Below are 15,132 nucleotides of genomic sequence, written 5' to 3'. Positions count from 1 at the left end.
CGATGACGACAGATCGCCGAGTCCTGGTCGACCCCGACAAGGAGTCGCTCGCCGGCTCCGTCGCGGCCCGGTTCATCACCAAGATGATCGACATCCTCGACGAGTACGAGGAAGCGAACGTGGTGCTGACGGGCGGCACGATGGGTGAGAAGGTCCTTGCGGCCATCCGCTCCTCCCCCGCCTGCCAGTCCATCGACTGGTCGCGCATCTCGTTCTGGTGGGGTGACGAGCGCTTCGTCGCCCGTGACGACGCCGACCGGAACGAGCTGCAGGCTCGCCGGGCGCTGCTGGACCACGTGGGTGTCGACGAGTCGAAGGTGCACGCGTATCCCTCGACCGACGATCTCGACGACCTCGACGAGGCCGCCCGCATCTACGCGCGCGAGCTCGCCGAAGCAGCACCCGAAGGGCGTGAGTACCCGCGGTTCGACATCATGTTCCTCGGTGTCGGCCCCGATGGCCACATCGCGTCCCTCTTCCCGGGCCACGACGAGATCCGAATCACGGATGCGACGGTCGTACCGGTACGCAACTCCCCCAAGCCGCCTCCGGAGAGGCTCAGCCTCACCCTCCCCGTCATCCAGTCGGCCGACCGCATCTGGATGGTGCTGGCCGGTGCCGACAAGGCCTCGGCGATCGGCCTGGCCCTCGCCGGCGCCAGCGTCGACGAGGTGCCGGTGGCGGGAGCCCAGGGTCGCAAGCGCACCGTGTTCTTCGTCGACCAGGAAGCGGCCTCCGAGGTGCCGGCCGCTCTCATCGCGCCCAGCTACTGATCAGCGGCCGGACCGGGCAGGCACGACGAAAAGGGAGGCCCTCACATCTCTGTGAGGGCCTCCCTTGTGCGTGCGTGACGCGAACTACTTCGTGACGGTGCCGCGTCGCTCGCGCAGTTGCTGGAGCGCGTCTTCGAGAAGCTGCTCCGCCTCCTGCTCGGTGCGGCGCTCCTTCACGTAGGCGAGGTGCGTCTTGTACGGCTCGAGCTTGACCACCGACGGGGGGTTGGCCTTGTCGCGGCCGGCGGGAAGGCCGGACGCGGGGCAGTCGATGACCTCGGGGATCTCTTCGTCGGGCAGGTTCGCCGCGAAGTACCGCACCGTCTCGTTGCCGAGCGCATCCCAGTACGAGATCTGCACGCGCTCGGCGTGGAACCCGCGGTCCTGCTCCCCCATCGGGCCTGCGCCCACACGCGATCCGCGGATCGCGCTTCCTCCTGATGCCATGTCTATTCCCCTACAGGCTGGTGTCGAACTTGGTGATCAGACCGAGCACGACGATACTGGCGACCCAGATGAGTCCCAGGATGACGGTGATTCGATTCAGGTTGCGCTCGGCGACGCCGGACGCTCCCAGGTTGGAGGTGACGCCTCCGCCGAACATGTCGGAGAGGCCTCCACCACGCCCCTTGTGGAGCAGGATCAGAAGAGTCAGAAGCAGGCTCGTGATGGCGAGAACCACCTGAAGGATGACCTGAAGGATTTGCACTGCTTGCCTTTCACGTACGGGAGCGGGGCCGCCCCCGAAGACCAGAGGTTAGTCTACACTCCCACGTGCTTCTGGTAACGGACGATGGCCGCGAACTCGGCCACGTCGAGGCTCGCGCCTCCCACGAGTGCTCCGTCGACGTTGGGCTCGCGCATGAAGCCGGCGATGTTGCCCGACTTCACCGAACCGCCGTAGAGGATCCTGGTCGCGGCGGCCGCCTCGGCCCCGAGCTTGTCGGCCAGCACGGCACGCAGGGCCGCGCCGACGGTCTCGGCCTGCTCCGGCGTGGCGGCCTGGCCCGAGCCGATGGCCCAGACGGGCTCGTAGGCCACGACGATGTCGGCGCCGGGCTTCAGACCCTCGATGGCGGCGGTGAGCTGGGCCACCGGCACGGCGCTCTGGCCGTGCTTCTCCAGGTCGTCGGCCGTCTCGCCCACGCAGATGATGGGCACGATGCCGTTCGCGATGGCCGCCTTGGTCTTGGCAGCGACGATCTCGTCGGTCTCGGCGTGCAGCGTGCGCCGCTCGGAGTGGCCGATGATGACGTACTTGGTGTCGAGCTGGGCCAGGAACTGGCCTGAGATCTCGCCGGTGTAGGCACCGGACTCGTGCTCGGAGATGTCCTGTCCGCCGTAGGCGAGCGACAGCTTGTCGGCCGAGACCAGGGTCTGCACCGAACGCAGGTCGGTGAACGGGGGGAAGAGCGCGACCTCGACGTCGTCGAAGCTGTGCTTCGCATCCTCCAGCGACCAGGCGAGCTTCTGCACGAAGGCGATGGCCTGCAGGTGGTCGAGGTTCATCTTCCAGTTGCCCGCGATCAGGGGCGTGCGCTTCAGGACCATCCGAGGACCTCCAGGCCGGGGAGACGCTTGCCCTCGAGGAATTCGAGACTGGCACCGCCTCCAGTTGAGATGTGACCGAACTGGTCGTCTGTGAAACCGAGGGCGCGCACGGCCGCAGCCGAGTCACCGCCCCCGACCACGCCGAGGCCGTCGACCTCGGTGAGTGCTTGCGCCACGGCCTTGGTGCCCGCGGCGAACGGCTCGAGCTCGAACACACCCATCGGGCCGTTCCAGAACACCGTCTTGGAGTCGGCGATGATGCCGGCGAAGGTCTTCGCGGTGTCGGGACCGATGTCCAGGCCAAGGCCCGAAGATCCGAACGGGGTCTCCTCGATGGCGTCGGCGGCCGTGACGGCGGTGTCGGCATCCGCGCCGAACTTCGAGGCCACCACGATGTCGGTGGGGAGCACGATCGTGACGCCGAGTTCGTCGGCCTGGGTGAGGTAGCCGCGCACGGTGTCCAGCTGGTCCTCCTCGAGCAGGCTGGAGCCCACCGGGTGACCCTGGGCCTTGAGGAAGGTGAAGAGCATTCCCCCGCCGATGAGCAGCGTGTCGACCTTCGGCAGCAGGTGGCCGATGACGCCGAGCTTGTCGGAGACCTTCGAGCCACCGAGCACCACCGTGTAGGGGCGCTCAGGTGTGGTCGTGAGCCGGTCGAGCACGTCGAGCTCGGCCTGGATCAGCAGGCCCGCAGCGCTGGGCAGCAGCTCGGCGAGGTCGTAGACGCTCGCCTGCTTGCGGTGCACCACGCCGAAACCGTCGGAGACGAAGGCGTCTCCGAACGCAGCCAGCTGCTCGGCGAACGCGCGACGCTCCGACTCGTCCTTGCTCGTCTCACCCGCGTTGAACCGCAGGTTCTCCAGAACGGCGATCTCGCCGTCGCCGAGCCCGGCCACCGCATCCGTCGCCGACTGCCCCACCGTGTCGGTCGCGAAGGCGACCGGCCGGCCCAGCAGTTCGCCGAGGCGCTTCGCCACCGGCTCCAGGGAGTACTTCGCCTCGGGCGCGCCGTCGGGCCGGCCGAGGTGGCTCACCACGATGACACGGGCGCCCTGCTCGAGCAGCGCGGTGAGGGTGGGGAGGCTCGCGCGGACGCGTCCGTCGTCGGTGATGACCCCGTCCTTCACAGGAACGTTGAGGTCGCACCGCACGACGACGCGCTTGCCGGCGAGGGATCCGAGGGAATCGAGTGTTCGGAGCGTCACGGGACTGCTTTCATCAGAAGACGGTGGCGCCCCGACAATACTCCGCCGCTACAGGCGGGAGTATCGGGGGCGCCACCGGCTGGGTGGCACTGGGTCAGAGCTTGGCGCCGACGAACTCGGCGATGTCGACGAGGCGGTTGGAGTAGCCCCACTCGTTGTCGTACCACGAGGCGACCTTGACCTGGTTGCCGATCACCTTGGTGAGGCCGGCGTCGAAGATCGAGGAGTGCGGGTCGGAGACGATGTCGCTCGAGACGATCGGGTCTTCGGTGTAGCTCAGGATGCCGGCGAGTTCGCCCTCGGCTGCGTTCTTGTACGCCGCGTTGATCTCCTCGACCGTGGCCGGGTTGGTCAGCTCGACCGTGAGGTCGGTGATGGAACCGGTGGGAACCGGAACGCGCAGCGCGTAGCCGTCGAGCTTGCCGACGAGCTCGGGGATGACGAGACCGAGGGCCTTCGCCGCACCGGTCGAGGTGGGGATGATGTTGACGGCGGCGGCGCGGGCGCGACGCAGGTCGCTGTGCGGACCGTCCTGCAGGTTCTGGTCGGCGGTGTAGGCATGCACCGTCGTCATCAGGCCGCGCTCGATGCCGAAGTTGTCCAGCAGCACCTTGGCGAGCGGCGCGAGGCAGTTCGTGGTGCAGGAGGCGTTCGACACGATGTCGTGCACCTGCGGGTCGTAGGTGCCCTCGTTCACGCCGAGGACGATGGTGGCCACGTCGTCGCCGGTGGCCGGAGCCGAGACGATGACCTTCTTGGCGCCGGCGGTGATGTGCTTGCGTGCATCCTCGCTCTTGGTGAAGCGGCCGGTCGACTCGATCACGATGTCGACACCCAGCTCACCCCAGGGCAGGTCGGCGGGGTCGCGCTCGGCGAGCACGATGATCGGCTTGCCGTTGACGACGATCTTGTCGCCGTCGAGCTCCACCTTGGCGTCGAGACGGCCGGTGATGGAGTCGTACTTCAGAAGGTGCGCGAGCGCCTTGTTGTCGGTCAGGTCGTTGACGGCGACGATCTCGATGTCGCTGCCCTTGGCGAGGGCGGCGCGGAAGAAATTACGGCCGATACGGCCGAAGCCGTTGATGCCGATCTTTACGGACACAGATTGCTCCTGTTGCTGGGGCCCTGGCGGGCAGTTGTGGTGGTAAGCCGTGGAGAAGGATGCCGGGGCGACCTGCGTGGTCGGCCCCGGCATCCGGCGTCGCTATGACAGTACCAGCAGGCCTTCGGTCTTCGTGCGAGCCGCCTCGAGGCGGGCGGCGACGTTCTGCCAGTTGGCGATGTTCCACACGGCCTTGATGTAGTCGGCACGCACGTTGAGGTAGTCGAGGTAGTAGGCGTGCTCCCACACGTCCAGCATGAACAGCGGGACGACGCCGAACGGCACGTTGCCCTGCTGGTCGAACAGCTGGAAGACGGTGAGCTGCTGGCCGATGACGTCCCAGCCGAGCACGGCCCAGCCTGAACCCTGCACACCGAGCGCCACGGCGGTGAAGTGCGCCTGGAACTTCTCGAAGGAGCCGAAGGCGTCGTCGATGGCCGAGGCGAGCTCACCCTCGGGGGTCTGGGTGTCGGGAGTCAGGTTCGTCCAGAACACGGAGTGGTTGACGTGCCCGCCGAGGTTGAAGGCGAGGTCTTTCTCCAGCTTGTTGACGTTCGCCAGGTTGCCCGATTCGCGGGCCTCGGCGAGCGACGCCAGGGCGGTGTTGGCGCCGGCCACGTAGGTGGCGTGGTGCTTGTCGTGGTGGAGCTGCATGATCTTGCCGCTGATGTGGGGCTCGAGCGCAGCGTAGTCGTACGGCAGCTCAGGCAGAGTGTACTCAGCCATTGATGATCTCCTCGTGTTAGAGGCCGCCGACCAGATGCGCGGCGGCTGTGAGTGACCTGTTCAGTCTATTCCTGCTGCGCTGTGCCGCGGCCCGGCATCCAGCCACCGTTCACCTGGCGGATCGCTGACCGAGAACCGTCGGCAGCTCGCTGCGGTTCCGGATGCCGAGCTTGCGGTACACCCGCAGCAGGTGGGTCTCGACGGTGCGTACCGAGAGCACCAGTTCGGAACCGATCTCGCGGTTGCTGCGGCCCTCGGCGGCCAGCGCTGCGATCTCCTGCTCCCGCCGCGAGAGCAGGGTGCTCGTGAGAGCGGGCATCAGGGGTGCGGAGGTGATGCCGCAGACAGCGAGCTCGCGCGCGGCGCATCGCGACGAGGCAGCTGCCTGTCGCTCGTGTCCGGCCTGCCCGTGCAGGAGCGCTGCCCGGCTGAAGGCCTCTGCAGCGTTCAGGTGGAAGCTCACCGCTGCATAGTCGGCGCCGACGGCGTCGAACTCGTCGGCCATCCGCTCCGGGACGTCGCCCTCGTGGACGTCGCCCTCGTGCGCTCGGGCATTGTGGGCCTCGAACCACGCGAGGACGCGTCCGTGTCTGATCAAGACCGCGCAGTTCGCGCCCTGCACCACCTCTGCTCGCTCGTCGAGCCGGGCCAGAACCCGGCGGGCCGCGCCCGCACGAGCCGCCTCCACGAGCGGCACGACCGCGATGAGCTCGTGACCCAGCGAGTCGTAGGTGTCCGCCGCGGCGATGAAGCTCTCGACGGCATCGTCTCGTCGACCCGCCGCGGCGTGGATCCAGCCGGCCGCCTGATGGGCGGTCGCCACGATGGCGAAGCGATCGTCCGGAGCGACCAGGGCGGGAGCGAGGGTCTCGGCCGCCGTGACCGTCTCCCCGAGCTGGCCGAACGCGATGGCCGCCTCGGCTCGAGCCAGGAGCGCGGTGCGCTGCATGCCGGTCCGATCCATCATCCTGGCTGAGGCGGTGAGCGTGAGGGTCGCATCGACCAACCGGCCGGAGTAGAGCAGGAGGTGACCGGTGAGCCAGGTGGCGACGGCCTGGTTGACCGCCTGTCCCTCGACCGCCGCCTGCTCCGCCAGGGCTTGGGTGATCTCGATGCACTCGCCGAGCTTTCCGTCGAGACTGTCGGCGAACAGGCGCCGGAGCTGCAGTGCGAGCGAATCGGCATCCACGTCGGTGACCAGGGCCTCGCCCGCGTCCAGGTGCTCGTGCGCGACGATCAGATCGCCCTTCATCGCCGCGATGATCGAATCCTGCACGTGGCGCTCTCCCCCGAGCATCGCGTGCAGCCGTTCGGGCACCGCAGGTTCTCCATCCCGCACCGGCGCCAGCTTGTCCCGCGTCCAGTCCAGCCGAAGGACCGAGGCGAGGTCGAGCCCTCGGGCGTCGACGAGCGCGTCGGAGGGCAGATCCCACCCGAAGACGGGTTCGCCCAGTTGCTCGAGAACATCTCCCGTGAGGGTCGTGAGCGCCTCCAGTCGCGCCGGGTCGCCCCCGGCCTCCTCGACGAGCGCATCCAGCCGGGTCAGGGCGGCTCGTCCTTGTCCCAACCGGGACTCGGCGGCAGCGAGCACCAGCTGAGCGTCGAAACCACCACCGTGTCGAACGGCAGTCGAGCCGAGTTGCAGGGCGAGCTCAAAACGAGACCCTTTCATGGCGGCGACGGCTGCGCCGGTCATGGCAGCGGGGTCGATGGAACGTCCGAGCGGCAGCGCATGCTTGGCGAGCGCTGCGAGTTCGGGCCCTGCCAAGTCGTCGAGGACGTAGCTGCCGAGCAGATCGACGAGCGCGGTCGTCAGCCGGTTGCGGCGAAGCACACCGATCGTCTGGGGCATCACGAGTTCGACGACAGGATCATGGATGCGCAACCGCAGTTCGTCCGGCGCACCGAGGACATCGATGACCCCGCAGCTCTCGAGCTGCTCGAGCACCGCCAGCATGTCGTCGGTGCGCGCTTCGCCCGCAGCCACCGAGACGCAATGACCCAGACGCAACTCCGGTGCGAGTCCGAGAACATCCAGAACGAGCGCAGCCTCCGACTCCATCGCGGGCGGCAGATCCAGCCGCGAATGGATCAGACGGCGGAGTCGCTCACTCGGCGGCACGAGGGTCGTCAGTCGCCAGTATCCGTCGTCCTCCTCGAGCGCGCCGGCCTCGATGGCATCGAGAACGGACTCCCGCAGCACCACGAGATCACCGCCGCGGCGTCGCGGAAGGAACGCGGGGACGCACTCAGGATGCAGCGGCAGATCCAGTGCCCCCTCCACGAACCGCAGCAACTCGCCCGCAGTGAGCTCGGGGAGCTCGATCGTGATCACCAGACCCTCGCCGCAGAGCCGCTCGATCTGTCGGGGAAGCGGGTGACGCGAAAGCGCGGTGACCAGGGGCCGGGTCGTGCCGGCTCTCACCGCACGGGCGAGCCGATCGGCCTGCTCCGGCTCGAGTCGGTGCACGTCGTCGTCGATCCAGAGCGATCCGCGCGTCTCGGGGCTCGACTCCGCGAGCACGCTCTGCAGGAACCGGGTACGGCCGGAACCGCGCTCTCCGACGATGACGACTCCGGAACCGCGCCGCAGGGCGGCCAGCGCCGCGGTCAGCGTCTCTGATCGAGCGGTGCCCTGGCCCTCGCGCATGTGCTCCCCCACCCGATCGGCCGCCCGCCGCGATCGGCGGGTGGAGGCATGTCTACCACCGCTGGGGTGATGGCTGCCACTGGGGATGCTCGCCGATAGGCCGAGTCCGCCGAACTCGTCGTGATCGACGAGCGCGGTGCTGAAGAACGCGGCTGATCAGTCGTCGAGGTCGGGCGGGAGATTCGCGTCCGTGCCCGGGATGCCCTGGTCGACTGCCTGCTTGTCGGCCATGGCCAGCAGCCGGCGGATCCGGCCGGCGATCGCGTCCTTCGTCATCGGCGGGTCGGCGTGGTGGCCGAGCTCGTCGAGGCTGGAGTCCCGGTGGGCCAGCCGGAGCTCGCCGGCATACTTCAGGTGGTCGGGGATGTCGTCGCCGAGGATCTCCATCGCGCGCTCGACCCGGGCGCAGGCGGCGACCGCGGCCTGCGCCGAGCGGCGCAGGTTGGCGTCGTCGAAGTTCACCAGGCGGTTGGCGGTGGCGCGCACCTCGCGGCGCTGACGCATCTCCTCCCAGGTGGTGACCGTCTGGGCGGCACCCATCACCGAGAGCATCGCGGCGATGGCCTCGCCGTCGCGGATGACCACGCGATGCACGCCACGCACCTCGCGTGCTTTCGTGGCGATGCCCAGGCGCGAGGCGGCACCCACGAGGGCCATGGCAGCCTCGTTCCCGGGACAGGTGATCTCCAGCGCGGCGGAACGGCCCGGGTCGGTGAGCGAGCCCGCCGCGAGGAACGCGCCGCGCCAGACGGCGGCGAGATCGTCGCGACCACCCGTGGTGAGCCGATTGGGCAGGCCGCGGATGGGGCGACGGCGCGCATCCAGCAGCCCCGTCTGACGGGCCAGGGTCTCACCGCCGTCGATCACGCGCACGAGGTAGAACCCCTCGCGCCGGGCGCCTGAGGGCGCCACCTTCGACACGTCGCCCTTCACGCCGTACAGCTCGGCCAGATCGCGCAGAACGCGCTTGACGATGTCGGGGGTGTCGAGTTCGGCCTCGATGGCGATGCGGGAGGAGATGAGGTGCAGCCCGCCCGCGAACCGCAGCACGGTCGCCAGCTCGGCCGCCCGGGTCGTCGTCTTGCTGACGACAACGCGGGCGAGCTCCTCTTTCACGTCGGCGGTGAGTGCCACTATGCAGAACCTTCTTCTATTGCTCGATGCGCGTTCGCGCGATGTTCGTTCGGAGTTCGCGCCGCGTCACTCGCGGCCGAGGTCGCGGTGCTTGACGTTGACGACCACGCCGGGGAATGCGCCGATGAGCTCGGAGAGCTCGCGCGCGATGGCCACGGAGCGGTGCTTGCCACCGGTGCACCCGATGGCGATGGTGGCGTGACGCTTGTTCTCGCGCTGATAGCCGGCGAGCACGGGTTCGAGGGCCTTGGCATAGGCCTCCACGAACTCGCGGGCGCCGGACTGACCGAGCACGTACTCGCTGACGTCGGCGTCGAGACCGGTGTGCGCCCGCAGCTCAGGCACCCAGAACGGGTTCGGCAGGAAGCGGGCGTCGGCGATGCCGTCGGCATCGGTGGGAGCTCCGTACTTGAACCCGAAGCTCATCACCGTGACCTGCACCCCCGCGGTGCCGGCGTGCGAGAACTTCTCCTGCACGACCGTGGCGAGCTGATGGATGTTGAGGTCTGAGGTGTCGATGATGATGTCGCTCGACTCGCGGATGGGGCTGAGCCGCGAACGCTCTGCCCCGATGCCGTCGAGCAGGGTGCCGTTGCCCTGCAGCGGATGCGGCCGGCGCACCTGTTCGAAGCGGCGCACGAGGGCCTGGTCGGTGGCCTCGAGGAACACCACGCGCAACTGGGTGCCGCCACGCAGCGCCTGGATCATGTCCTGCAGGTCGGCGAAGAAGTCGCGGCCCCGCACGTCGACCACGGCGGCGATCCGCGGCAGCGTCGATCCGGCGTGCTCCGCCAGGTCGACCAGCGGGCGCAGCATCTGCGGCGGCAGGTTGTCGACCACGTACCAGCCGAGGTCTTCGAGGGCGTTGGCCACGGTGGAACGGCCCGCCCCCGACATGCCCGTGACGATCAGCACTTCCTGCTGCTGGGGGGAGTCGGGAGACATCACGCGCTTTCGCTTCGGGTAATTCGGACGGGGAGGTTCCAGACTACCGGTCGAGGGTGGTACGGATCTGCTCGGCGAGCACCGGACCGATGCCCTTCACCTCGGCGATGGCCGCGGCATCCGCCTTCTTCAGCTCGGCGACCGAGCCGAAGTGCTTGAGCAGCTCACGCACCCGCGACGGGCCGAGGCCCGGTACCTCAGTGAGCACGCTGTTGATGTCGCGCTTGCGCCGCGATCGCTGGTGCGTGATGGCGAAGCGGTGGGCCTCGTCACGGATGCGCTGGATCATGAACAGGGCCTCGCTGCCACGGGGCAGGATGACCGGGTAGTCACTGTCGGGCAGCCAGATCTCTTCGAGCCGCTTCGCGATGCCGGCGAGGAAGATGCCCTGCACGCCCGACTCCTCGAGGGCCCGGGCGGCGGCGTTCACCTGGGGCTGGCCGCCGTCGACGATGAGCAGGTTCGGCGGGTAGGAGAATTTCTTCTTCTTCTCGGGCTCGACCGGCCCCTCGCCGTCGCTGAAGATCTGCGCCTGGGCGGCAGCGGCCGCCGCGGCCTTCGCCTCGGCGCTCTCGTCTGACTTCAGGTAGGCCAGCCGCCGGGTGATGACCTGGTAGATGGACTCGGTGTCATCCGTGGAGTCGGCGATGGAGAAGCGCCGGTACTGGTCTTTGCGCGCCAGGCCGTCTTCGAACACCACCATCGAGGCCACGATGTTCGTGCCCTGCAGGTGCGAGACGTCGTAGCACTCCATACGCAGCGGGGCGTCGGCCATGCCGAGCGCCTCCTGGATGTCGGTGAGCGCTTGCGACCTCGCCACGAAGTCGGACGAGCGGCGCATCTTGTAGAGCATCAGGTTGTTCTTGGCGTTCATGGTGGCGGTCGACATCAACGCCGCCTTCTCGCCGCGCTGGGCGGTTCGCAGGTGCACCTGGCCGCGACCGCGGCGCTGGCCGAGCCAGGCCTCGAGCTCGTCGGTGTCGTCGGGCAGGGCCGGCACGATGATCTCCTTCGGCGGAGTCTCGTCGTCGTAGGCCTGCAGCAGGATGGTGTCGACGAGCTCACCGGTGTCGATGTCGATCTCCTTGTCCACCGTCCACGAGCGTTCACCCCGGATGCGCCCGGCACGCACGATGAACTGCTGAACGCTGGCGGCCAGCTCGTCGTGCTCGATGCCGAACAGGTCGGCGTCGACCTTGTCGCGCAGCACCACCGCGCTCTTCGCCAGCACGGCCTCGAGCGCCTGCAGCTGATCGCGATACTTCGCCGCCGACTCGTAGTCCTGCTGTTCGGCTGCAGCCTTCATGTTCTTGGTGGCGGCGGTGACGAAGCGCTTGTCGCCACCGGCCATGAAGGCCACGAAGTCGTCGACGATCAGCCGGTGCTCGGCGATGGTGACCCTGCCCGAGCACGGCCCGCCGCAGCGGCCGATCTGGCCGGGGAAGCAGGGCCGCCCCGTCTGCATGGCCTGCTTGTAGCTCGAGTCGGAGCAGGTGCGGATGGGGAAGGCCTTCACCATCAGGTCGATGGTGTCCCGAACCGCCCAGATCTTGGGATAGGGGCCGAAGTACCTCGCGCCCTTGATGCGGTGGTTGCGGGTCACCATCACCCGGGGTGCCTCGTCGCCGAGCGTGACCGCCAGGAACGGGTAGGTCTTGTCGTCGCGGAACTTGACGTTGAACGGCGGGTCGAACTCCTTGATCCAGGTGTATTCGAGTTGCAGCGATTCGATGTCGGTGGCCACCACCGTCCACTCCACGCCCGAAGCGGAGAGCACCATCCGCCGGGTGCGCTCGTGCAGGCTGCGCAAGGGGGCGAAGTAGTTGCTCAGCCGTGCGCGGAGGTTCTTCGCCTTGCCGACGTAGAGCACGCGGCCGTTCGCATCCTTGAACCGGTACACCCCGGGCTGGGTGGGGATCTCCCCCGCCTTCGGGCGGTACGAGACGGTGTCTGCCATGGTTCCTTACTTCGGCCGTGCGTGGACGCTTACTTCGTGAGGGCGGGCCGCTTCGCGGCGTGCTCGCCCTTCTCGCCCGTGACCGTGCGCGGGCGGCGGGTGGAGGCTCTGCCCGTGCTGGCCGGGCTGGGGAGCACCTCGGCGAGGAACCGGCCGGTGTGGCTCGCCTCGACCTTGGCCAGCGCCTCCGGAGTACCCGAGGCGATGATGGTACCGCCTCCCGAGCCGCCCTCGGGCCCGAGGTCGATGAGCCAGTCGGCCGACTTGATCACGTCGAGGTTGTGCTCGATCACGATCACCGAGTTGCCCTTGTCGACCAGGCTGTTCAGCACCATCAGGAGCTTGCGCACGTCTTCGAAGTGCAGACCGGTGGTGGGCTCGTCGAGCACGTAGATGCTGCGGCCGTTCGAGCGGCGCTGCAACTCGGTGGCGAGCTTGACGCGCTGCGCCTCGCCGCCACTGAGCGTGGTGGCGCTCTGACCGAGCCGCACGTAGCCGAGGCCCACCTCGACCAGGGTCTTCAAGAAGCGGTGGATGGCCGAGATGGGCTCGAAGAAGTCGGCCGCCTCGCTGATCGGCATGTCGAGCACCTCGGCGATGTTCTTGCCCTTGTAGTGCACGCTCAGGGTGTCGCGGTTGTACCGCGCTCCCCCGCAGACCTCGCACGCGACATAGACGTCGGGCAGGAAGTTCATCTCGATCTTGATGGTGCCGTCACCCGCACACGCCTCGCAGCGGCCGCCCTTGACGTTGAAGCTGAACCGGCCGGGCAGGTAGCCACGGGCTTTCGCCTCTGCGGTCTCGGAGAAGAGCGTGCGGATGCGGTCGAAGACTCCCGTGTAGGTGGCAGGGTTCGACCGCGGGGTGCGGCCGATGGGCGCCTGGTCGACGTGCACCACCTTGTCGAGGTTGTCGAGGCCCGTCACCCGCTTGTGCTTGCCGGGCAGCTTGCGCGCCCCGTTCAAGCGGTTCGCGAGCACGCGGTACAGGATGTCGTTCACCAGCGACGACTTGCCGGAACCGCTCACACCGGTGACCGCCGTGAGAGTGCCCAGCGGGAAGTCGGCGGTGACGTTCTTGAGGTTGTTCGCCTCGGCGCCCACCACCGAGATCATGCGCTTCTTGTCGATCGGGCGCCGCTTCTTCGGCACCTCGATCGACTTGCGGCCCGACAGATAGTCGCCCGTGAGCGACTCGGTGTTCGCGAGCAGCTCGGCGTAGTGGCCCGAGTGCACCACCCGGCCGCCGTTCACCCCGGCGCCGGGGCCGATGTCGACGATCCAGTCGGCCGTGCGGATGGTGTCTTCGTCGTGCTCCACCACGATCAAGGTGTTGCCGAGATTCTTGAGCTTGACGAGCGTGTCGATCAGCCGCCGGTTGTCGCGCTGATGCAATCCGATGGAGGGCTCGTCGAGCACGTAGAGCACGCCGGTGAGGCCGGAGCCGATCTGGGTGGCCAGCCGGATGCGCTGGGCCTCGCCGCCCGAGAGCGACCCGGCGGCGCGGGCGAGATCGAGGTAGCTGAGGCCGACCTCGATCAGGAAGTCGAGGCGGGCCCGGATCTCGCGCAGCACCTGCGCCCCGATCATGGCCTCACGGTCGGTGAGGGTGAGCGTGCCCATGAAGTGCTGGGCGTCGCTCAGGCTGAGCTTCGCCACCTCGGCGATGTTGAGGTCGTTCACCGTCACGGCGAGCACCTCGGGCTTCAGGCGGTTGCCGTTGCAGACGGGGCACGGCACCTCGCGCAGGTACTCACCCCAGCGCTGACGCTGCGAATCGCTCTCGGCCTGCAGGAACTGACGCTCGATGTAGGGCATCACGCCCTCGAAGCCGGAGGTGTAGCTCATCTCGCGGCCGTACCGGTTCTTCCACTTGACCTTGACCTCGAAGTCGTTGCCGCGCAGGATCGCCTCCTGCACCTCGGGCGACAACTTCTTCCACGGGGTGTCGAGCGAGAACTTCAGGTCGCGGGCGAGCCCGTCGAGCAGCTTCTCGTAGTACTGGAACAGGCCCTTGCCCTGGGTGGTCCACGGGATGATGACACCCTCGTTCACGCTGAGGTCTTCGTCGCCGAGCAGCAGGTCGGCGTCGACCGACATCCGCGTGCCGAGGCCGGAGCACTCGGGGCAGGCGCCGAACGGGGCGTTGAACGAGAACGTACGGGGCTCGATCTCGGTGAGCTGGATGGGGTGCTGGTTGGGGCAGCTGAGCTTCTCGGAGAACGTCGCCCACGCCTCGGGGCCGTTCTCGTCGACGTAGTTGATCTGCACCAGGCCGTCGGTGAGGCGCAGCGCCGTCTCGAGCGAGTCGGTGAGGCGGCCGAGGATCTCGGGCCCGGCGACCAGGCGGTCGACCACCACGGAGATGTCGTGCTTGAACTGCTTCTTCAGCTTCGGCGGCTCGGCGAGCTGGATCATCTCGCCGTCGACGATGGCGCGTGAGTAGCCGCTCGCGCTCAGCTCCTTGAAGAGGTCGACGAACTCGCCCTTCTTCTGCGACACCACCGGGCTGAGCACCTGATAGCGGATGCCGGCGTCCAGCTCCATCAGCTGGTCGGCGATCTGCTGCACCGTCTGCGCCGAGATGCGCTCCCCGCAGATGGGGCAGTGGGCCACGCCGATGCGCGCCCAGAGCAGACGCATGTAGTCGTAGATCTCGGTGATGGTGCCGACGGTCGACCGCGGGTTGCGGTTCGTCGACTTCTGGTCGATCGACACCGCCGGGCTCAGACCCTCGATGAAGTCGACGTCGGGGCGGTCGACCTGGCCGAGGAACTGGCGGGCGTAGGCGCTCAGGCTCTCGACGTAGCGGCGCTGACCCTCGGCGAAGATGGTGTCGAACGCCAGGCTCGACTTGCCCGAGCCCGACAGCCCGGTGAACACGACCAGCGAGTCACGCGGGATCTCGATGTCGACGTCCCGCAGGTTGTGCACTCGGGCACCGTGGACACTGAGTTTTCCAAGGGAATCTACGTTCGAAATCGACACCCTCCAACACTACGGTGACCCACCGACACTCACGTCGCCGTTCGCTCGGAGCACCACCCCACGGCCGTCCTCGACACCCGACAACGAAGGAGTTTCGTGCCG

General features: G+C 68.1%; 12 protein-coding genes. 1 reads left to right on the top strand and 11 read right to left on the bottom strand.

The window, feature by feature from the left end; genetic code table 11:
- Positions 1 to 2: 2 nt before the first annotated feature.
- Positions 3 to 773: a 6-phosphogluconolactonase gene (gene pgl, locus ACEXOR_RS10305; RefSeq protein ID WP_374849539.1), complete on the top strand. Its 771-nt coding sequence runs from the start codon at positions 3 to 5 to the stop codon at positions 771 to 773.
- Positions 774 to 857: 84 nt separating this feature from the next.
- On the opposite strand, the gene ACEXOR_RS10300 is transcribed toward pgl, so the two are convergent.
- The 11 genes from ACEXOR_RS10300 to uvrA form a co-directional block, all read right to left on the bottom strand.
- Complete coding sequence (locus tag ACEXOR_RS10300; RefSeq protein ID WP_374849538.1) at positions 858 to 1,220, bottom strand: RNA polymerase-binding protein RbpA; 363 nt, start codon at positions 1,218 to 1,220, stop codon at positions 858 to 860.
- A 10-nt stretch (positions 1,221 to 1,230) separates the two neighbouring features.
- The gene (secG, locus tag ACEXOR_RS10295; protein ID WP_374849537.1) at positions 1,231 to 1,482 is read right to left on the bottom strand and encodes a preprotein translocase subunit SecG; all 252 of its coding nucleotides are present in this window, start codon (positions 1,480 to 1,482) and stop codon (positions 1,231 to 1,233) included.
- A 53-nt stretch (positions 1,483 to 1,535) separates the two neighbouring features.
- The gene (tpiA, locus tag ACEXOR_RS10290; RefSeq protein WP_374849536.1) at positions 1,536 to 2,324 is read right to left on the bottom strand and encodes a triose-phosphate isomerase; all 789 of its coding nucleotides are present in this window, start codon (positions 2,322 to 2,324) and stop codon (positions 1,536 to 1,538) included.
- Positions 2,315 to 3,529: a phosphoglycerate kinase gene (locus tag ACEXOR_RS10285; RefSeq protein WP_374849535.1), complete on the bottom strand. Its 1,215-nt coding sequence runs from the start codon at positions 3,527 to 3,529 to the stop codon at positions 2,315 to 2,317. The genes tpiA and ACEXOR_RS10285 overlap by 10 nt, the downstream gene beginning before the upstream one ends.
- 94 nt (positions 3,530 to 3,623) lie before the next feature.
- Positions 3,624 to 4,631: a type I glyceraldehyde-3-phosphate dehydrogenase gene (gene gap, locus ACEXOR_RS10280; RefSeq protein WP_374849534.1), complete on the bottom strand. Its 1,008-nt coding sequence runs from the start codon at positions 4,629 to 4,631 to the stop codon at positions 3,624 to 3,626.
- Positions 4,632 to 4,733: 102 nt separating this feature from the next.
- Positions 4,734 to 5,357: a superoxide dismutase gene (locus tag ACEXOR_RS10275; protein WP_374849533.1), complete on the bottom strand. Its 624-nt coding sequence runs from the start codon at positions 5,355 to 5,357 to the stop codon at positions 4,734 to 4,736.
- A 109-nt stretch (positions 5,358 to 5,466) separates the two neighbouring features.
- Complete coding sequence (locus ACEXOR_RS10270; protein WP_374849532.1) at positions 5,467 to 8,007, bottom strand: helix-turn-helix transcriptional regulator; 2,541 nt, start codon at positions 8,005 to 8,007, stop codon at positions 5,467 to 5,469.
- A 156-nt stretch (positions 8,008 to 8,163) separates the two neighbouring features.
- Positions 8,164 to 9,141, bottom strand: coding sequence for a DNA-binding protein WhiA (whiA, locus tag ACEXOR_RS10265; RefSeq protein ID WP_374849531.1), 978 nt, complete (start codon positions 9,139 to 9,141; stop codon positions 8,164 to 8,166).
- Between the two features lie 66 nt (positions 9,142 to 9,207).
- Positions 9,208 to 10,086 (bottom strand): RNase adapter RapZ, encoded by an 879-nt coding sequence (gene rapZ, locus ACEXOR_RS10260; RefSeq protein WP_374849530.1) that lies wholly within the window; start codon positions 10,084 to 10,086, stop codon positions 9,208 to 9,210.
- Between the two features lie 43 nt (positions 10,087 to 10,129).
- Complete coding sequence (gene uvrC, locus ACEXOR_RS10255) at positions 10,130 to 12,043, bottom strand: excinuclease ABC subunit UvrC (RefSeq protein ID WP_374849529.1); 1,914 nt, start codon at positions 12,041 to 12,043, stop codon at positions 10,130 to 10,132.
- Positions 12,044 to 12,072: 29 nt separating this feature from the next.
- Complete coding sequence (uvrA, locus tag ACEXOR_RS10250; protein WP_374849528.1) at positions 12,073 to 15,030, bottom strand: excinuclease ABC subunit UvrA; 2,958 nt, start codon at positions 15,028 to 15,030, stop codon at positions 12,073 to 12,075.
- Positions 15,031 to 15,132 lie beyond the last annotated feature (102 nt).

This window comes from Herbiconiux liangxiaofengii (assembly GCF_041927335.1).
Taxonomy (GTDB): Bacteria; Actinomycetota; Actinomycetes; order Actinomycetales; family Microbacteriaceae; genus Herbiconiux; species Herbiconiux liangxiaofengii.
The sequence above is the reverse complement of the archived record's forward strand: the minus strand, read 5'-3'. Positions and strand labels throughout refer to the sequence as shown.

Bases quoted from the DNA above. Each gene is read 5' to 3' on its own strand.
- pgl (WP_374849539.1), top strand. From the start codon at position 3: ATGACGACAGATCGCCGAGTCCTGGTCGACCCCGACAAGGAGTCGCTC.
- ACEXOR_RS10300 (WP_374849538.1), bottom strand. From the start codon at position 1,220: ATGGCATCAGGAGGAAGCGCGATCCGCGGATCGCGTGTGGGCGCAGGC.
- tpiA (WP_374849536.1), bottom strand. From the start codon at position 2,324: ATGGTCCTGAAGCGCACGCCCCTGATCGCGGGCAACTGGAAGATGAAC.
- ACEXOR_RS10275 (WP_374849533.1), bottom strand. From the start codon at position 5,357: ATGGCTGAGTACACTCTGCCTGAGCTGCCGTACGACTACGCTGCGCTC.
- ACEXOR_RS10270 (WP_374849532.1), bottom strand. From the start codon at position 8,007: ATGCGCGAGGGCCAGGGCACCGCTCGATCAGAGACGCTGACCGCGGCG.
- rapZ (WP_374849530.1), bottom strand. From the start codon at position 10,086: ATGTCTCCCGACTCCCCCCAGCAGCAGGAAGTGCTGATCGTCACGGGC.
- uvrC (WP_374849529.1), bottom strand. From the start codon at position 12,043: ATGGCAGACACCGTCTCGTACCGCCCGAAGGCGGGGGAGATCCCCACC.